Source organism: Formosa sediminum, from assembly GCF_007197735.1.
Taxonomy (GTDB): Bacteria; Bacteroidota; Bacteroidia; order Flavobacteriales; family Flavobacteriaceae; genus Formosa; species Formosa sediminum.
Window position 1 is genome coordinate 63831 of the sequence record NZ_CP041637.1, and the last position, 18416, is coordinate 82246.

General features: G+C 31.0%; 18 protein-coding genes. 11 read left to right on the forward strand and 7 right to left on the reverse strand.

The window, feature by feature from the left end:
* Positions 1–156 precede the first annotated feature (156 nt).
* The 4 genes from FNB79_RS00280 to FNB79_RS00295 form a co-directional block, all read right to left on the reverse strand.
* Entirely contained in the window at positions 157–1638 is a 1482-nt protein-coding gene (locus FNB79_RS00280; RefSeq protein WP_143379399.1) for an arylsulfatase, read from the reverse strand.
* Positions 1639–1977: 339 nt separating this feature from the next.
* Positions 1978–3492 (reverse strand): arylsulfatase, encoded by a 1515-nt coding sequence (locus tag FNB79_RS00285; RefSeq protein WP_143379400.1) that lies wholly within the window; start codon positions 3490–3492, stop codon positions 1978–1980.
* A 141-nt stretch (positions 3493–3633) separates the two neighbouring features.
* Complete coding sequence (locus FNB79_RS00290) at positions 3634–4494, reverse strand: PAS domain-containing protein (protein WP_143379401.1); 861 nt, start codon at positions 4492–4494, stop codon at positions 3634–3636.
* Positions 4495–4576: 82 nt separating this feature from the next.
* Positions 4577–5092, reverse strand: a complete 516-nt coding sequence (locus FNB79_RS00295; RefSeq protein WP_143379402.1) for an adenine phosphoribosyltransferase — start codon at positions 5090–5092, stop codon at positions 4577–4579.
* 105 nt (positions 5093–5197) lie between these two features.
* On the opposite strand from FNB79_RS00295, the gene FNB79_RS00300 reads away from it, so the two are divergent.
* The 6 genes from FNB79_RS00300 (at position 5198) to FNB79_RS00330 (ending at position 11800) form a co-directional block, all read left to right on the forward strand.
* The gene (locus tag FNB79_RS00300; RefSeq protein ID WP_143379403.1) at positions 5198–5878 is read left to right on the forward strand and encodes a YiiX/YebB-like N1pC/P60 family cysteine hydrolase; all 681 of its coding nucleotides are present in this window, start codon (positions 5198–5200) and stop codon (positions 5876–5878) included.
* Positions 5879–6051: 173 nt separating this feature from the next.
* The gene (gene deoC, locus FNB79_RS00305) at positions 6052–6708 is read left to right on the forward strand and encodes a deoxyribose-phosphate aldolase (protein ID WP_143379404.1); all 657 of its coding nucleotides are present in this window, start codon (positions 6052–6054) and stop codon (positions 6706–6708) included.
* 42 nt (positions 6709–6750) lie between these two features.
* Positions 6751–7446 (forward strand): purine-nucleoside phosphorylase, encoded by a 696-nt coding sequence (gene deoD, locus FNB79_RS00310; RefSeq protein ID WP_143379405.1) that lies wholly within the window; start codon positions 6751–6753, stop codon positions 7444–7446.
* Positions 7447–7841: 395 nt separating this feature from the next.
* The gene (locus FNB79_RS00315; protein WP_143379406.1) at positions 7842–8195 is read left to right on the forward strand and encodes a hypothetical protein; all 354 of its coding nucleotides are present in this window, start codon (positions 7842–7844) and stop codon (positions 8193–8195) included.
* 550 nt (positions 8196–8745) lie between these two features.
* Complete coding sequence (locus FNB79_RS00320) at positions 8746–10260, forward strand: IS1182 family transposase (RefSeq protein ID WP_143379407.1); 1515 nt, start codon at positions 8746–8748, stop codon at positions 10258–10260.
* Positions 10261–11071: 811 nt separating this feature from the next.
* Positions 11072–11800: a DJ-1/PfpI family protein gene (locus tag FNB79_RS00330; RefSeq protein ID WP_185967810.1), complete on the forward strand. Its 729-nt coding sequence runs from the start codon at positions 11072–11074 to the stop codon at positions 11798–11800.
* A 921-nt stretch (positions 11801–12721) separates the two neighbouring features.
* On the opposite strand, the gene FNB79_RS00335 is transcribed toward FNB79_RS00330, so the two are convergent.
* Positions 12722–12925 carry a helix-turn-helix domain-containing protein gene (locus tag FNB79_RS00335; protein ID WP_143379410.1) on the reverse strand — a complete coding sequence of 68 codons (204 nt, stop codon included), beginning with the start codon at positions 12923–12925 and terminating at the stop codon, positions 12722–12724.
* A gap of 12 nt (positions 12926–12937) precedes the next feature.
* Positions 12938–13444 carry a hypothetical protein gene (locus FNB79_RS00340; RefSeq protein ID WP_143379411.1) on the reverse strand — a complete coding sequence of 169 codons (507 nt, stop codon included), beginning with the start codon at positions 13442–13444 and terminating at the stop codon, positions 12938–12940.
* Positions 13445–13820: 376 nt separating this feature from the next.
* Here FNB79_RS00340 and FNB79_RS00345 point away from each other — a divergent pair, with 376 nt between their 5' ends.
* The 4 genes from FNB79_RS00345 to FNB79_RS00360 all read left to right on the forward strand — a co-directional run bounded on the left by FNB79_RS00345 (position 13821) and on the right by FNB79_RS00360 (position 16712).
* A complete protein-coding gene (locus FNB79_RS00345; protein ID WP_143379412.1) occupies positions 13821–14354 on the forward strand; it encodes a hypothetical protein in 534 nt (177 codons plus the stop codon).
* Positions 14355–14358: 4 nt separating this feature from the next.
* On the forward strand, positions 14359–14811 hold the full coding sequence (locus FNB79_RS00350) for a GNAT family N-acetyltransferase (RefSeq protein ID WP_185967811.1): 453 nt from the start codon (positions 14359–14361) through the stop codon (positions 14809–14811).
* A 122-nt stretch (positions 14812–14933) separates the two neighbouring features.
* The gene (locus tag FNB79_RS17345) at positions 14934–15149 is read left to right on the forward strand and encodes a hypothetical protein (RefSeq protein WP_246073304.1); all 216 of its coding nucleotides are present in this window, start codon (positions 14934–14936) and stop codon (positions 15147–15149) included.
* 477 nt (positions 15150–15626) lie between these two features.
* On the forward strand, positions 15627–16712 hold the full coding sequence (locus tag FNB79_RS00360) for a DUF4932 domain-containing protein (protein WP_143379414.1): 1086 nt from the start codon (positions 15627–15629) through the stop codon (positions 16710–16712).
* Positions 16713–16945: 233 nt separating this feature from the next.
* On the opposite strand, the gene FNB79_RS00365 is transcribed toward FNB79_RS00360, so the two are convergent.
* Positions 16946–17326, reverse strand: coding sequence for a Fur family transcriptional regulator (locus FNB79_RS00365; RefSeq protein WP_143379415.1), 381 nt, complete (start codon positions 17324–17326; stop codon positions 16946–16948).
* Between the two features lie 173 nt (positions 17327–17499).
* On the opposite strand from FNB79_RS00365, the gene FNB79_RS00370 reads away from it, so the two are divergent.
* On the forward strand, positions 17500–18339 hold the full coding sequence (locus tag FNB79_RS00370; RefSeq protein ID WP_143379416.1) for a hypothetical protein: 840 nt from the start codon (positions 17500–17502) through the stop codon (positions 18337–18339).
* The last annotated feature ends 77 nt before the right edge of the window (positions 18340–18416 follow it).

An 18416-nucleotide genomic window follows, 5' to 3' on the forward strand; every position in this document is an offset into this window, starting at 1 on the left:
TTTTTGTGATTATATTTATTGATTAAAGTACTGTTTAAAAGGCAATAAAAAACCCCTTAAACTATTAAAACACTTGAAATTATTAAATTAACTTAAAAAAAACATAAATTATTATGAAATATTTTAAATAATTCACATGTAAACAATGTTGTATTTTTACTGTCTTGGAGTAAAACTACCAGGTTCTTGACGCACAGGGTAATCTTTAAAAGTTCCCATAAAATCTCCTACTAATTTTTGCACAGGTACCATAACATACATATGTCTTACTAACCAATCGTCATAATAAGATGAAGATTCAGGAGCTTGCTCAAACGGATCTGCAAATAAATCAATGATTAGTGGTGCTTTTCTTGGAGTTTGTGCTTGCATCCATGCATCTATCCCTTCATGCTCTTGAGTCGAGAAATGAAATTTCCAGCGTTTGTAACGTAAAGCGCCTAAAGTTCCATCATCTACAAAAGCAAAAAATTCATTTCTAGGTCCTGCTTCTGTGTTTCCGGTTAAATATGGTAAAAAGTTATAACCATCTAAATGTACTTTAAATCCTTTATATCCGTTAAGCAATTTATTCTTTATATCTGTTTCTCCAGCAGCGGCCAATAAGGTAGGGAAGCAATCTTCTAAAGAGATCATTTCGTTTGAAACTTTACCTGCCTCAATATTTCCTGGCCAACGAATAGTAAATGGCACACGGATTCCTCCTTCCCATGTTGTCGCTTTTTCACCTTTAAACGGGTTAGTTCCTCCATCAGGCCATGAAAATTTCTCAGCGCCATTATCTGTAGTGTATATAACAATTGTATTTTCAGAGATCCCTAATTCATCTAACAAGTCTAATAATTCACCCACGTGTAAATCGTGTTGTTTATATCCATCGGCAACAATTCCGAGACCAGTAGCTCCATCATATTCTTCAGGTAAATGAGTAAATATGTGCATACGTGTAGAGTTAAACCAAGTAAAAAATGGTTTTCCTGCCTTAGCTTGCTTGGTGATGAATTTTTTTGTGGCTGTTAAAAATTCTTCATCTATTGTCTCCATACGTTTTTTGGTTAACGGCCCAGTATCTTCAACTTTACCATCTGCAGTAGATTTGATTACACCTCGTGGTCCATATTTTTTTCTGAATGCTGGATCTTTAGGATAATCTGAATTTTCAGGTTCCTCTTCAGCATTCAAGTGATATAAATTACCAAAGAACTCATCAAACCCGTGATTAGTAGGTAAAAATTCATCTAAATCTCCTAAGTGATTTTTACCAAATTGTCCGGTAGCATACCCTAGAGGTTTAAGCATTTCTGCAATTGTAGGATCCTCTTTTTGTAACCCCATAGGGTCACCTGGCATACCTATTTTAAGCAAGCCTGTACGTTTTGGAGATTGCCCTGTTATAAAAGCTGCACGACCTGCCGTACATGATTGTTGTCCGTAAGCATCGGTAAACCGAATTCCTTCTTTTGCAATACGATCTATATTTGGAGTTGTGTATCCCATCATCCCACTATTATAGGCACTTGTATTGAACCACCCAATATCGTCTCCCATAATCACTAAGATATTGGGCTTTTTTTGTGCGAATGCTGAACTGACTATTCCCGCAGCGAGCAAGAGTGTAATAAGTTTACTTTTTTTCATAAATAATATGGTGTTGGTTAATTGTTATTGATATAATAGCCATATATTAAACTATTAAAGCTCTTAAAATTATTGAATTAATCTATATTAATCTCAATTTTATACCAAATATTTCAAATAATCCAAAACTATTTAACGTAAATTTAATATTTAACATTGCTTTTTATTATAACTCACGCCAGATTATTACAAGTGGATATGACATTCTTTCTTATTAAGATCTCGTTTTTAATTAATCTTATTGTAGATCTGAGAATGAAATATCTATAAAAAATTTAGCAAAAAAAAACTGATACAATTTTTACACTGTATCAGTTTTAATATCCTTAAAAAATTAAATTAATTTCTTGTAGGTGTTTGTAATGTTTGGATGACTTTATCAATACTTAAAGAGCTTCCTTTTCTTGGAGGGAATTCTTTAAATGTACTTAAGAATTTACCAACATAATTTTGAGCTGGTACCATCATCCACATTTGGTCTGCATAGTTTCTTATGTATAATGCAGCGTCCATAGATACTTCAAACGGGTCGTTTCTTAAGTTTAAGATAATTGGCCAAGATGGAGACTTTCTATACGCTTCGTTAATAGAACCTTCCATAATAGAGAAGTGTAATTTCCAATCGTCGTAACGTAATGCGTTTAAGTTTCCTGCAGCATCAAAATAAAAGATCTCATGTCTCTTACCTTCTCCTTTTTTAAGTTCACCTGTTAATAATGGTAATTGGTTGTATCCATCTAAGTGCGCCTTAAAGGTTTTACCTGCGTAAGATTTTCCTTTTAATAATTCTTCTTTTACATTAGGGTTACCTGCTGCTGCTAATAACGTAGGCATCCAGTCTTCTTGAGAAAAGATATCGTTAATAACAGTTCCTGGTTTAATGTGACCTGGCCATTTTACCATAGCAGGCACTCTAAATCCACCTTCCCAAGTTGTTCCTTTTTCTCCTCTAAATGGAATTGTACCACCGTCAGGGAATGTAAACTTCTCAGCACCGTTATCTGTAGAGAATACAACAATAGTGTTATCTTCAATACCTAACTCGTCTAATTTATCTAATACACGACCAACACCATCGTCTAATTCCATCATAGCATCGGCATATAAACCGTAACCAGATTTGTGTAAATACTTATCAGATAAATGCGTCCATACGTGAGTACGTGTAGAGTTTACCCAAGCAAAGAATGGCTTTTTGGCCTTAGCATTTTTCTCGATAAACTTTAAAGCAGCATCGATGAATTCGCTATCTGCAGTTTCCATTCTCTTAGACGTTAATGGTCCCGTATCTTCTACTTTACCATCGGCAGTAGATTTAAGAACACCTCTTGGTCCGTATTTTTTCTTGAATTCAGGATCTTTAGGATAGAATTCTGTTTCTGGCTCTTCCTCAGCATTTAAGTGATATAAGTTTCCGAAAAACTCATCAAAACCATGGTTTGTTGGTAAGTGCTCGTCACGGTCACCTAAGTGGTTTTTACCAAACTGTCCGCTTGAATATCCAAGTGGCTTAAGTAATTCTGCAATTGTTGGGTCTGCTGAATTAATACCATGTTCAGAACCTGGCATACCAATAGTAAGCAACCCTGTTCTAAATGGGTGTTGTCCTAAAATAAAAGATGCACGACCTGCAGTACAAGATTGTTGTGCGTAGTGGTCTGTAAATAACGCTCCTTCATTTGCAATACGATCAATGTTTGGAGTTGTTCCACCCATCATACCATTATGGTATGCGCTAATGTTCCACATTCCTACATCGTCTCCCCAAAATACCACGATATTGGGCTTTTTCTGGGCGAATGCTGCTGTGGCCAAACCAACTAACAACATTGTAAAGAATTTGTTTTTTTTCATAAAAAATTGGTTAATAGATTAAAAGATTTGTTATTCGATATAAACTTTCTAATAATTAAAAGTTTATACTAATACTAAAACACAAAAATAGTTTTTTTGAATTAGGGTAAAATGGACAAATCATGGACATAACATTTTTTTTTAAAAAATTGTTAAATACAAATCTATACTCTCGTGTTTAGGCAAACCTAGTTTTTTCTTTAAACGATATCTCTTTTTGATTAAACCTTCTTTTGAAATGTTCATTATATTACATATTTCTGTAGTTCCCATCTGGATTTTTAAATATGCGCAGTATTTTAATTCTCCTTTAGTTAGCGTGGGGTGTTTTTTCTTGAGGAGGCTAAAAAAATCATAATGAATTTCATTAAACATTTTTTTAAATACATCCCAATTATCTTGAAAATGAAAATGAGATTTAATTTCTTTAGTGAGTGATTTTATTGCGTTAGCATTGGTTTTATTTGATATATTTTCTTCAATATCTTCTAATTTTACCAGCACTTTTTTAAGTAATTCTTCTTTTTTTTGTCCTTGTAAAGCTACTGAGAATAATTCCTTTTCATTTTTCTTTTTCTGAAATTCTAATAATTTAATTTGGTCTCTAGCACTCACTAAATCAGAGATATCCATACCCATTCCCATAAAGTAAATGGTGTCGTCTATATCAAAGCGATATCCCTCAAAAACATGCGGGATTACCTCACCTGTTTTGGTTAAAATATTTCCGTAAACATTTTTTATGCTCCCGGTTTCAATTAATTTAATGAAACACTTTTCAATATATTCTCTAGATGAGTCGTCTATAAAACTAATTAGATCAGCATCTAACATTTCTTTTTTACTCCAACGCGTTACAATTTCATGTTTATCATTCCATCGTTTTAAAAATGCTGTGCCATTTTTTACTTCATATAAATAAAAGATCCCAGGTAAACAGTTTACTAGATCTTGATTGAATATTGAATCTAAAGGTAATTTTGAAGCTTTAATTTTAAACATAACGGGAAAGAGAAATAAGCTAATCTTATTTAATTAAGTTAATACATTTATTATATACCTCTACAATTTAAACATTTAGTAATTAATATTTAATAATAGAAGCTATACTGTATTTATTTAATCGGTCTTTACCATTTAAAAATTCCAATTCCATAATAAAATTACATTGAACAATAGCTCCACCTAGTTTTTCAACTAATTTACAAACCGCTTCTGCGGTACCTCCTGTAGCCAATACATCGTCATGAATTAAAACTCGATCGCCAGGTTGTATTGCATCAGCATGAATTTCTAAGGTATCACTTCCATACTCTAAAGCATACGTTTCTGAAATGGTATTGTAAGGTAATTTACCAGGTTTTCTAACAGGAATAAATCCTGCATTTAATTTCTGAGCCAATAATGTTCCAAAGAAAAAACCTCTAGCTTCCATACCCACAACCTTATCAATACGCTGATGTGCTAATGGTGTTAAAAGTTGCTGCAAACATAAATTAGTAGCTTCAGGGTTATTTAATAAAGGGGTTAAGTCTTTAAATACGATACCTGGTTTAGGAAAATCGTGTATATCTCGAATAAAGGATTCTATAGTCTTCATGTTACGAAGATAAAAAAAGGATACACTTTTTATTATAGAACCCATAACTGTTTCTTATAAATACAATTTCTACATACATTTGCCAGAACCAACAGTATAATTATTATGAAACCCCTACTAATTAATCTCTCATTTTTAACATTTACGTTACTCTTGTGTAATTGTAGTTCGCACCCCGATTTTAAACTTAAGGAAGGAGATTTATTATTTCAAGATGTAGATTGTGGCCCTTTTTGCGATGCTATAGAAGCCGTTACAGAAGGGTATAATAATTATAATTTCTCGCATGTAGGCTTGGTAATGCAAGATACAAACGGCGATTTAAAAGTTATGGAAGCAGTTAGTCAAGGTGTTATTTTAACTCCGATAGATTCTTTTTTAAGCAGAAGTAGCGATATACATCATAGGCCTAAAGTTATTGTAGGTAGGTTAAAATCTGAATTTACCCACTTAATTCCTGAAACTATAGCATTTATTCACTCTAAAATGAATGCTAAATATGACCCTTATTTTGATATTGATAACGATAAATATTACTGCTCAGAACTTATTCATTTAGCTTTTAAGGCTGCAAATAAAAATCAGCCCATATTTAATGAAACCCCAATGACTTTTATTGCTCCAGACACCCAAAACACCTATGCTATTTGGGAAACCTATTTTAAAGAATTAAACTACACCATTCCAGAAGGACAACCTGGATTAAATCCAGGAGGAATGTCTTGCTCTACCCATTTAGATATAGTACATAAATATGGTGAACCTACAAAAAGTGCTTTAGAATAAATTAAAGCCTTAATTACTACCATTCTTATATTGTTTTAGTATCTCCCAAGACGGTATTATTTTAAATTCTATAGGCTAAATCTACTTATTTAAAGATTTTATCATAAAAATAATTTTTATTGCATTTTGTTCGTTGTATTTTTACTTAATTAATCTTTTTAAGAATTGTTATTATGAATATCGCAAAATACATAGATCATACCTTATTAAAATCTTCGGCCACAAAAAAAGATATTGAAACCTTATGTAAAGAAGCCATAGCATATAATTTTTATTCGGTATGTGTTAATAGTTTTTACGTCCCATTTGTAACGCAATTATTAAATACTACAGCAGTTAAAGTTTGTACTACAATTGGGTTTCCACTAGGAGCCGTAACTACAGAAACTAAAGTTTTTGAAACCAATAAAGCGATAGAACAAGGTGCTGAAGAAATAGATATGGTGTTGAATGTAGGTATGCTAAGAAGCGGAGATTTTGAATACGTATATAACGACATAAAAGCAGTAAAATCTGGCATGGGAGACACTACTTTAAAGGTAATTCTTGAAATTAGTGAATTAACTGAACAGGAAATTATTAAGGCTAGTGAACTTTGTATAAAAGCTAAAGCCGATTTTATAAAAACATCTACAGGATTTTCTACTAGCGGAGCAACTCTTGAAGCTGTAAAATTAATGAAAGAGACTGCCAACGGCCAAGCTAAAGTAAAAGCCTCTGGAGGTATTAGAGATTTAGAAACTACCTTAGCTTTTATTGAAGCTGGAGCAGACCGTATCGGATCTTCGTCTGGAGTGGCTATTGTTAAAGCCTATAATACTAAGGCTTAATAAACCATTTAATTACTATTAATCCACACTAAAATTATACGCATGAGTTTACACATTGAAGCTAAAAGAGGAGATATTGCTGAAACTATTTTACTACCAGGCGACCCATTACGTGCCAAATGGATTTCAGAAACATTTTTACAAGATTCGACCTGTTTTAATACCGTAAGAAATATGCTTGGTTATACCGGTACCTATAAAGGTAAACGGGTCTCTGTAATGGGAACCGGCATGGGCATACCTAGTATATCTATATATAGTAGAGAACTAATAAAAGATTATGGCGTTAAAAATCTAATTCGTGTGGGTACTGCGGGATCTTACCAAGAAGATATTAAAATTCGTGATATAGTAATTGCCATGGCAGCATCATCGTCTGGAATAAATAGATCTAGATTTAATGGTGCCGACTATGCTCCTACAGCAAGTTTTGAATTACTAAGTAAAGCCATAAAAAGTGCAGAAAAAAAAGAGGTTCCTATTAAAGCTGGAAACGTATTATCTAGCGACGAGTTTTATGCAGACGACTTCAATTCGTATAAACAATGGGCCGACTTTGGTGTGCTTTGTGTAGAAATGGAAGCTGCAGGCTTATATACCATAGCAGCAAAACATAACGTAAATGCACTCTCTATTCTTACCATTTCCGACTCTTTAGTAACTGGAGAACGCACCACAGCTAAAGAACGCGAAACCACCTTTAAAGACATGATAGAAATTGCCTTAGATTTGGCATAACATCCATAAAGCGCAGTGTAAAGCTATACTGCGTTTACACTTCTTATACCATACATATTTACCTTACGCAATAGGCATAATCACTTCTCTCTACACTCTCCTATTTCCTAAACTATTTTATAAAATTACGGTTTTCCCACAAATTAATGTTATTGAATTGTTTTATTTTTGAGGGTACTATTTAACAGCCTTATTTACGGAATAAACTTATGTTTATTTTGGTTAATAGGAGTTGTAAAACATTATAAAGAATAAAGGCTAAAAAAAAGACTAACTATCTAAAGTTAAAATAATTCTGATTTGAAACAAAATAATAATGAATTCGAGAGATATTTATGAGTAGTAATTTGAAAATCGTAAAGAGTAAAAAAATTAACTATTAAAATTAAAAAAAAATGAATATTTCTTCAAAAATTATATTTGGGGCACTTTTAACCCTAACCCTCTTTGCTTGTAGTGAAAAGGATTCTATCTATTCAGATGATGAAAACCAATTACAAATCGTAAAAATAAATGAAATTTCACAAGATTTAGAGGTTGAAATAAAAGTTGATAATAGCATAAATGAATCTAATGCAATTGTAATTAATTCAGAAGAAGAGTATCGTGATTTTATTTCCAAAATTAAAAACCTGACAAATAACGACACCAAAATTTCTTTTAAAATTCAAAATAGTCAAACAAGTCCGATTTATATTGATTGTATGGATGGCGCATATCAAAGGAGAGTACTCACTTCTTTTTGCTGATTTGATGATTAATATATTAGTTGAGGGTAGTTGTATTCAGGAAATTGGTGCTGATTTTTACGGTTGGACACTTGGAGTTTCTTTTGAAGAGAAAGAAAAATACTCTTATTGCTCCCAAGCTGTAATTTGCGGAAACATTAATTATAACATATTTTTTCAAGGTCTTGGAACAATTTATTCCGAAAGAGTATGTTATAACATAACTTTTAACTGTTAAATGTATAATTATGGATTTTAAAATTTTTTCTTGGCAATTAATTCTAACCACTTTATTTTTTTTAATAATTATTTGGCTAATTAGATTCTTATTCTTTAAAAAAGAAAATAAATAACGTTGTACAACACGTTATATAAAAAATAGCAGTTAAGGGCTAAATAGAAAGGTTGGCTCTTTTCTACTATCTTTATTTCTTAACCGAAAATTGACACATAATAATTTGCTACTTTTCATATAAACAACCGTCAGACTGTCTAATAACTATTCCTTTTTTCAGTTATATTTTTAAGAAGTTCTCAAGTAATTTACAGGTGATTTTTGTATTTTTTAGTTATGAAATTCATACTTGGAAAAGACCGAAAACAGACCTGCCTTTTTCCTGTTTCTCTTGAAGATTCTATAGAATCTGAGAACAGCGTAAGGTCTATAGATCAATTTGTAGATTCACTTAACCTTGCAGAACTAGGATTCCGTTCAGACTTTACCGAAAACGGTCCTCCGGCCTATAACCCAGCTGTTCTTCTCAAACTTTACATCTACGGATACATGAACCGTATGCGTTCTTCAAGACAATTAGAAAAAGAATGCAGGCGTAACATTGAAGTCATGTGGCTGCTTGAATCGCTAACCCCAGACCACAACACCATCAGTAACTTCAGAAAAGATAATGCAAAAGCTATTAAAAAAGTGTTCTTTGCTACCGTGCAAATTGCACGCAATTTTGGGCTTATCGGAGCTACACTTATAGCAGGAGACAGTACTAAGTTTAGAGCTCAGAATAGTAAGAAAAACAATTTTAATAAAAAGAAAATACAGCGTCACATAGATTATATTGACAATAAATTAGAGCAATATAACAAAGCTCTTGAGCAAAGTGATAGTGAAAATGAGAAAGAAGATATTAAGAAGAATATTGATAAGCATCAAGGTCGTAGAAAAGAATACGAAAAACTAAATGTACAGCTGAATGCCTCTGGAGAACCACAAATTTCTACCTCTGATCCCGATAGCAAGCATTTAATTGTGCGTAACAATATTACTGAAGTTGCTTACTGTGTACAATCTACTGTGGACGCAGATCACAATATTCCGTTCGACTACTTGGTTACCAATAAAAATGACTCCAAAGCTATGGGACAGATGTTACAGAGAGCTAAAACCATTCTAGGGACAAATACATTTACGGCGCTATACGACAAAGGATATCATACAGGAAGTGAATTTAAAACTGCTAATAAACTGGGTATTAAAACCCTTGTTGCTATTCCTGGAATAGGAAGAGCATCGCAAGCTCCAGACCCTAACTATAACTCAGAACATTTTAAATATAATAAAGAACACGACACCTATACCTGCCCGGAAGGAAATATACTTAAAAGTAATGGAAGTATCTATAAAGCTCGTAATTACAACTTCAAACAATATAAAACAACCAAATGTAAAGCTTGCCCCGCAAGAGCATTATGCACCACGTCTAAAGTAAATGGAAAAGTAGTACAGCGCAGTGAATTCCATAAATATATTGAAGCCAACGTAAAGAGCGTATTGCAAAATCCTGATGCTTACAAAAAACGCCAAGCCATTGTAGAGCATCCATACGGAACCATAAAACGCCAGTGGAGTTTTGATCATATTATGACTAAAAAAACGATACAACGTGCTAGTGCAGAGGTAGGATTTATGTTTATTGCCTATAACTTAAAAAGAATTTGGAATATCTTTAGAAAAACAAATACACCTCGTGTTCAAGCTCACAGATCTTTAATTAGGCTTTTTACAACTATTCTAACAAGTTTTGAAGAACCCTACAAACAAAATTCAAAATATAGAATCTTAGCTCACGTCTAATAGAAAAAACTGTATTTTAGTAGAAATATATAAAAACGCAGCAAGTTATTAGACAGACTGCCATTGGCAACAAGTTGACCAAATCAACAAAATTCAATGCATAATGGAAGTTTTTAGATTTTCAACAATGAAAATCCAGCCTAAATCATACTGAAACTGAAAAATGAAAAACTTGATTAATAAACCACACTTGATTTTTTTACTCGCTATTCCGATTATAATGCTGATTGGGATTTTGAGTGGAGACGCAGTATTGGACATAAACGTTCACGACACTTATTATGTTATTTCTCATTTTCATATAGCAACGCTGATTTCAATTCTTTTTGGAATAATCGAAATTGGATACTGGATTATGAACAAAGCGAATAGAAAACTATCTTAATGGTTGAATTGGACACACATTGGACTGACTTTTGGCGGAATAATACTCATTCTAATTCTTTCCCAATTATATCGTGAACCAAAAACAGATACAATACTTTCAGATTTTGACTTTAATCAGAATTTGGATATTATAATATTTGTCATTTTACTAATTGCCATATTTGGGCAAATAATCTATCCAATTAATTTAATAAGCGGAATAATAAAAAAACGAGAAAAAACCAGTGGCTAACACCGTATAAAAATAATGCTTAATTTATTGCTTAATCAAGAGTCCGTGCACTTTTGTTAGGTCTGATTTTCCTGCGGAAAATCCTCGCACACAAAACCGCTCTATTCATACATAAACGTTAGCTGTCATACAAAAACAAATTCAATTTAAATGAAATACATAAAAATCATATTCTATTCGTTCATATTTACTTTGAGTATAATTCCTATAGATTGTTTAGCTCAAGAAAAAAATCATACTGAAATAATGGATTCTATTTCTAATTTAACAAAAAATGAAATAAAAATCCAGAGTATAGCAATATTGATATATCAAAATGTAGTCTTACAAGATTTATCTGGTCCTGTAGAAGTTTTTTCAAAAGCAAAAAAATTGACCAAAGGAAAATATGAAGTCTTTACTGTTGCATTGGATACTTCAATAATTAATACTGAAAACAATATGATTAAATTAAAACCTGATTATACCATAAATAATATGCCTGATGCCGACTATTTAATAATTCCTGGTGCCAGTATGCCTGTTATTAATTCATTAGTTGATAATAATACATTTACCGATTTTATAAAAAAGTGGAATGATAATAAAAATAAAAAAATAGTTACAATATGCACTGGTTCATATTTACTCGCAAATACAGGAGCTCTAAATAATAAAAAAGCAACAACACATTATTTTGTAGCAGATGATTTTTCTAAACAATACCCAAAAATAGAGTTGATTAAAAATGTCCGTTTTGTAGATTCTGAAAAGTTTATTACGTCTTCTGGAATTACTTCAGGAATAGATACGGCTCTATACATTGTTAGTAAACATAGCGGAGAGAAAATAAAACAAATGATATCAAGAGCATTACAATATGAATTCCACGAAAAAAAAAATTGGCCAATAGCTCCTAATGGAATGAAATATATGCGATAGATAAAAAGCACAAACTACTAACACCGTATAAAATTAATTGCTTTGGTCGTTGCTTATTTGGAAAATTCCTTCGGAATTTTTTCGCGTTCGTGAATGTTTGCTAAATTAGTTGCTGAAACACGCAACGAAATCATACATACACACGTTGGCAGTCATTTAACGCAACCAAATGCAAATTTTAGCATCTAATAAAAAAGACTACAATGAAAAAAAATAAAACTTCTACTATTAATTAGTATTTGGAATTATGCTTTCGTGTTCAAGTGATGATTTGGAAACAGAAACAAGGGAATTTGTTCCAGGAAAAGTATCTGTTGGAATAAAAGTGGAACGAATATAAATGATTTGTTTGACTTTATTAATCTCTTTGACCATCAAGTTGATAATGTTAACTCATTAACCTTTACATCAAACTTGGAATCGGACAATTTGCAATACGTGTTAGATATTCTTAATGAATAGACCTATACAAATGACGGAATTAATTGGTTCGTAACAGGGTATTTACATTCTGAAACAAATGAAATTACGATTTTCCCACGGCTTTTCGAAATGGAAAAACTGATTACCAAACTGACTGGCTAAATTCAATGGAGTAATTAGAAGTGAACGAAAAACAAAATTCAGAATTGAATAGTGGAATTATTCGATTTTATGTTTCTGTTGGTCAAGAAATGGAATGGAAAAACCAATTTGCGAGTATGATATCGTAGATTGGGCAGAACTAAACTATATTGCGGATATTGAACCACATATGAATTAAAAAACTACTTACAACAATGGCTATAAGTAATTACTTGTTATCGCATACTTCTAAAAATCTTAGAGGATTTTCAGTTTAGTGTGTACTTGCAGAGTTAAGTGTCAGCCCAAGCAACTACTCATAGTCAAACACGTTAGGCTTAATGCAGAAGATACACTCTATTCAACGTATTCTAAAATATCGCCAGGTTGACAGTCTAATGCCAAACAAATTGCATCTAAGGTAGAGAAACGAATTGCTTTAACTTTTCCTTGCTTTAAAATTGACAAATTTACTGTTGACACACCAACTTTTTCAGAAAGTTCTTTTAACTTTAATTTACGTTTAGCTAACATCACATCTAAGTTTACTATTATAGGCATATACTTACAAATTTAAATTATTAATGAACTTTCGATTTCATTTAATAACTCATCATAATTTTTTTCATTTTTCCCCCAAGAATACATTTGGAATAGGGTTGACGAACAAAATTTCATTATTGTTTCATTTCCTTTAGTTTCAAAATTAATGTATAAATTTTCGCCCCAAGATTTAAATGTAATTTTTAAAATCTCTAGAATTTCAAATTTATTTTCATCTGTTTCAACTAATTTAAAATCTGAATGATTAATTACCTCTATGATTTTTTCAAACATCAATTTTTTTGATATATCATATGACTTTTCCGACCGAACCTTTGTTGTATATAGATTATATCGACTTGTAAAGTAACTCTTAAATGAAAGTGATTTTCTAATAATCAAATTGAAGATAAAAAAACCTACTATTAAAAATAAAAAAATCATCATTATAGGGTTATTAGGTTTTAAATAGTAAGGACTTAAACCTGAAATAAGTATAATTAAGAATGCTACTGAAATATGTTTTAATGTTTTCATTAAATTAAAAGTTTTAATATTAATGTAAATTAAAGATTAAAAAATATGATAAACAAATATTTATTAATGTTTATCATTAATTTAATTACGCTATACATTACTATTCAAAAAAAAAAAAAAAAAAAAAAATAAGCACAACAATGTATAAAAACATAGGGCTTTTGTGTTAACTCCAAAGTTCTGTGTTCACTTATTAAGTCCGCTAAATATAAAATTTGGCATTTAAGACAAAAATAAAAGCAAAATATTTATATTTATCTCAGTAATAAACTGAAACAATAATGCTTATTTATTGCCCTACATTTCTTATACTAACCGTTGTAGCTAATTTGACGCAACCAAATGAAGAAAATGACATCTATAAATAAACAAAACAATGAAAAACAGACTTCTTGTTATTACATTATTACTATTAGGTAGCATAATTTCCTCTTGCTCATCAGATGATGATTTTAATTATCAAAGTGATTTTGAAAATAGCCATAATACTTGGTTAAATTTTAAAGAATCATCGAATAATTCATATAAATATGTCGTTAGTGGAGGTTCGGTTTTTACTACTTATGGTTGGGAAACTACTATAAAAATATCTAATGGAGTTATAGTTGAACGTTCTTTCAGATACACAGCTGGAGCAGAAGATTTCATACCTGTAGACCAATTGGAATGGACAGAGAATGAAAATAAAATTAATAGTCCGGAACACGAAAACACTAGTGCTTCCACAGCATTAACTTTGGACGAAATATATGAAAAAGCGGAACAAGAATGGTTAATAAAAAGAAAAAATGCAACGTCATATTTTGAGTCTGAAAATAATGGATTAATTTCTACTTGTGGTTACACGAAAAAGAATTGCTTAGACGACTGCTTTGTGGGAATTACAATTAAAAACATAGTAACTTTATAATATTTTGGTTTTTACTTTTAAACCCGCAAAATATAGTGATTTAGGACTTACCTATCGACTGAAAAAAGATGGGCTGAAAAACTACATAGAGAAAACTTGGGGTTGGGACGAAAAAAAGCAAGTTCATTTACATAAAAACAACTTTGACCCAAAAAAAACAGAAATAATCCAATTGAAAAATATTGAAATAGGCTACTTAACAAAGAGAGTTTCCAATTCAGAAATTTATATTGAAAATCTTATACTTGAAAAAAAATTTCATAACAATGGATTTGGGACAGCAATAATGAACTTGTTAATAAAAGAAGCAGAAAAGGAGAAAAAATCAATCGGATTAAGAGTATTAAAAGAAAACAAAAGAGCCAAAAAATTTTATAAAAATTTGGGTTTTGAGAAAATATCAGAATCTAATAATCATTACGAAATGAAAAAAAACTGGCTGAAACATCGTATATAATTTAATGCCAGTCATATAGCCTGCTTACAAAAATACCTCCAGATTTTCTGTTCAAATAATTATTTAATATAATTAGGTGTTTAAACACACAACAAACCATATACAAACATGTTGCCACACATTTGAGAAAACCAATGATTAAACAATTAATAGAAAGAACAAATACAACAGAATTCTATCAAAATGGACATTTACATTTAACTGAATTAAAAGGTCTGATTGGTCAATATAAAACAATAGATCTTAACGGAATTTATGCAGACTTGTATCTTCCATACATTAAAATGAAAATTTTAACTGACCATCCTCTACTTTGGACTTATAATAAAGCGGAATAGGAATGTGAATTAATAAAATTTCCTGAAAATCCGAGCGAATTTATGAGTAATTTATGCTTTGATTGTGAAAAAGTTACTGGAAATTGGATTCCGACTCACAAGAATTTTTGAGCCCTGAATGAATATTATAAACAAAACGGGAAGCGGAATTTATCGGTACCAAAACCTTTAAAAGAATCGATTGAAAAAGTATGTAAAAAACACGGAATAGATTTTAAAGTAAAAAAAGAAACGGACGGATATAATAAAGGTTATGCAAATAGACCAAATGCTAAACTTCTGATTTTTGGAAATGAAGATGTTAGTCCAAATGATTTTAGTTTAGGTCAACCATACATTATTGCAGATGAATTTATAGCAAGTCGGAAATAAAAACATTTGATAACAATGTATATAAAAAATAGCGCAAATTATGGCAAACATTAAGCTAAAACTGTAACAAATAAGATACAGAACAGTCTTTGTAACAAAAAAACAATGAAAAACACGTCAATCCTAATTAATCTGTTTTTTATACTGACACTTTTTACTTGTAAAGAAAAAAACACAACGAAAAATATCGTTACAGAAAAAGAAAAAACTAATCAAGTAATATTTAAAATTGACGACAGAATAGAATTATTAAGAACAGCATTTAATTTGGCTGTTCAAGATTATATTGACGTAGAAATGCTTCCTTGTGAAACTGAATATTCAAAACGTGTAAATAAGCACTTTAGGGAATTTAAAAATCATCAATTAATCAAATACATAGATGATTCACCAAACATATTATTTGATTTCCCAACAATTGGATTAATGTTTAAAAATTCTGAAACTTTTGAATTTGATGATACTTACTCTAAAGAACTTTCCAGATTTAAGATTACTAAAAGTGAAATTGACTCATTACAACCTTTGCTAATCGACTTTTGTGAAAAGTCTAATTTCAAAATATTCTTTGAGAATAATAAGAAATATTATCGGAACGCTGTAAAAACTATCGAAAACCAAGTTAATCAAGAGAACCTTTTTGATAATATAGTGAACTTTTTCCAATCTAATGAAAAGGGTTTAGAACTGATTGTTTTTGTTGAATTAACGAATAGCGCAAACAATAAAGCTATATCATTTTACGATAAATACAACCCCAAAAAAAGAGCAACTATTTTAGGTAATATTTGTGAAACACCCGATAAATCAACTTCTACTAACGAAATATTAGAATTAGATGACAATAGACGAGGAATCCTATATCACGAAACATCTCATTTATTTACAGATAAATTATTACATAAATACATTGGAGAATTAAGTCAATACAAAACAATCTGCGAGAATTGTGACGAAATAAAAATTAAAGATAAAGTTGACCATCTTATTGTAACACCATTACAATGGTTACTACAACATAGAATTAATGGAAAAGATGATGGACACAATTTTTATCTAAACGATTGTGAAGATATTAGAAAAGATATTTATGCAAAACTGAATGAATATCACCCCGAAAACGGAATATCGTTTGAACAAACCTATTCTGAATGTATAAATTTAATTAAACAATCAGCTTCTAAAAAATAACGATTTGCCAACAATGTATACTGCAATTACGGCGGATTCATCGACGTCCGAATCTACTCTGAATTGCTAAGGCTTGAGCATAATCAGAAACAATGGCTTTTGTTTGTTCCGCTTTAAATTTCTAAATCTTATATGGAAAGCACAATAACTAATCCGTTAGAAAATTAATAAACAAGTGGGGCGTTGCACGCCATGCAATTGTATAAACAACGCTGTAAGTCATACTCTTACACTTACGAACAGTCCTTACAAACCCCTGTTAACACACAATTTGCATTTTTAACTTCATAGCCCTGAGGTACAGAATATTCAACAGGTACTTGCAAGCATTCAATAGTATCGCACGATAAACATCTGAAATGGAAATGATGCTGAATAACTTCCGGTATAGCTTCACACTTTTTTTTACAAGCAGCAAAATACTGTTTTCCGTCTTCTGCGACAATTTTGTGCACCAACTCATCTTCACAAAATCTATTCAATACCCTATAAATAGTAGCTCTATTAATTTTAACATCCAATTGTCTTTCAATAGCATCTTGACTTAATGCTTTTTCAGAATTTATTAATAAATTAAGTACGGCCTCTTTTGTAGGTGTATTTCTTCGATTCATACTTTAATGCGAATAAGTTGCGATATTACAAAAAATTTGTGTATTTGGCAAAAATCATTGCCCATCCTCGCCTACTTACAAAAATCCTAACGGATTTTATATTCCGTTTTTTTTTTGCTAAATTTAATGCTTAAACCACAAAGACTTCAATATAAAAACATGTTAGGGAACTTATGGGTAAATCTATAAAATACATATTACTACTCAGTATTCTGTTTTCTTTTTCAAAAACTAACCTCGCAGCTCAAGCCACTACAGATCGTTTTAAACCAAAAATTAAATCAATCAAAGAAGTTATATATAGAGTTAAAAATGGAAAGTTTAAAAATCGTGATACGCTTTTTGCTTCAAATCTTAATACCCATACAATATATAATGAGAAAGAGGAACCAATCGAGTTTATAGAGTTTTATACCGATGGATCCCCCTTTAAAAAAACAACTTTTGAAAGGAACAAGAAAGGAGACATTCAAAAAACTGTAGTAAAAAAAACTTCGGGAGAATTAATAAGTTATTGTACTCATGAATACGACGCTCACGGTAATATGACTGCTGTAAAAAGTTACGATGCCAAACATAATCTGATTGAAATACAATCTAACAAATACGATAAAAACGGAAATAATACAGAAAAAATATTCAGAAAACCTAATAGTACAATTGAAAGAAAATATGTCTACGAATACAATTCAGACAATAAAATTATCAAAGCATTTAGGTATAAACCCGATGGAAGTTTAAAAGATACAAGTATTTCTACATATGATAAGAATGGAAATGAAAATACTTGCATCAAATTCAATCCTGACGGCAATTTCATAAAAAAAGAGTTCAAATACGATACGCTGAATAATTTAATCCTTGAAAACGCGTATGATACACATAATACACTTAGGCGACAAACTTTATTTGAACGCGTCTATGACGATTATGGAAATTGGATCACAAATAAAAGAAGCACGCAGGGAACGTTCAACATTGTTTGCGAAAGACAAATAGAGTATTTTGAATAAAAACTGATAGCAAACAATGTTTACGACATATAACTTCGCAAAAACTAACGCAAAATTGCTAACTTTAGTTTTATTAC

What these genes read in the sequence shown, in the direction of transcription:
- FNB79_RS00320 (WP_143379407.1), top strand. Translation starts at nt 8,746, where the DNA reads ATGAAATTCATACTTGGAAAAGACCGAAAACAGACCTGCCTTTTTCCT.
- FNB79_RS00290 (WP_143379401.1), bottom strand. Translation starts at nt 4,494, where the DNA reads ATGTTTAAAATTAAAGCTTCAAAATTACCTTTAGATTCAATATTCAAT.
- deoC (WP_143379404.1), top strand. Translation starts at nt 6,052, where the DNA reads ATGAATATCGCAAAATACATAGATCATACCTTATTAAAATCTTCGGCC.
- FNB79_RS00370 (WP_143379416.1), top strand. Translation starts at nt 17,500, where the DNA reads ATGGGTAAATCTATAAAATACATATTACTACTCAGTATTCTGTTTTCT.
- FNB79_RS00345 (WP_143379412.1), top strand. Translation starts at nt 13,821, where the DNA reads ATGAAAAACAGACTTCTTGTTATTACATTATTACTATTAGGTAGCATA.
- deoD (WP_143379405.1), top strand. Translation starts at nt 6,751, where the DNA reads ATGAGTTTACACATTGAAGCTAAAAGAGGAGATATTGCTGAAACTATT.
- FNB79_RS00295 (WP_143379402.1), bottom strand. Translation starts at nt 5,092, where the DNA reads ATGAAGACTATAGAATCCTTTATTCGAGATATACACGATTTTCCTAAA.
- FNB79_RS00340 (WP_143379411.1), bottom strand. Translation starts at nt 13,444, where the DNA reads ATGAAAACATTAAAACATATTTCAGTAGCATTCTTAATTATACTTATT.
- FNB79_RS00335 (WP_143379410.1), bottom strand. Translation starts at nt 12,925, where the DNA reads ATGCCTATAATAGTAAACTTAGATGTGATGTTAGCTAAACGTAAATTA.
- FNB79_RS00300 (WP_143379403.1), top strand. Translation starts at nt 5,198, where the DNA reads ATGAAACCCCTACTAATTAATCTCTCATTTTTAACATTTACGTTACTC.
- FNB79_RS00280 (WP_143379399.1), bottom strand. Translation starts at nt 1,638, where the DNA reads ATGAAAAAAAGTAAACTTATTACACTCTTGCTCGCTGCGGGAATAGTC.
- FNB79_RS00360 (WP_143379414.1), top strand. Translation starts at nt 15,627, where the DNA reads ATGAAAAACACGTCAATCCTAATTAATCTGTTTTTTATACTGACACTT.
- FNB79_RS00285 (WP_143379400.1), bottom strand. Translation starts at nt 3,492, where the DNA reads ATGAAAAAAAACAAATTCTTTACAATGTTGTTAGTTGGTTTGGCCACA.
- FNB79_RS00365 (WP_143379415.1), bottom strand. Translation starts at nt 17,326, where the DNA reads ATGAATCGAAGAAATACACCTACAAAAGAGGCCGTACTTAATTTATTA.
- FNB79_RS00315 (WP_143379406.1), top strand. Translation starts at nt 7,842, where the DNA reads ATGAATATTTCTTCAAAAATTATATTTGGGGCACTTTTAACCCTAACC.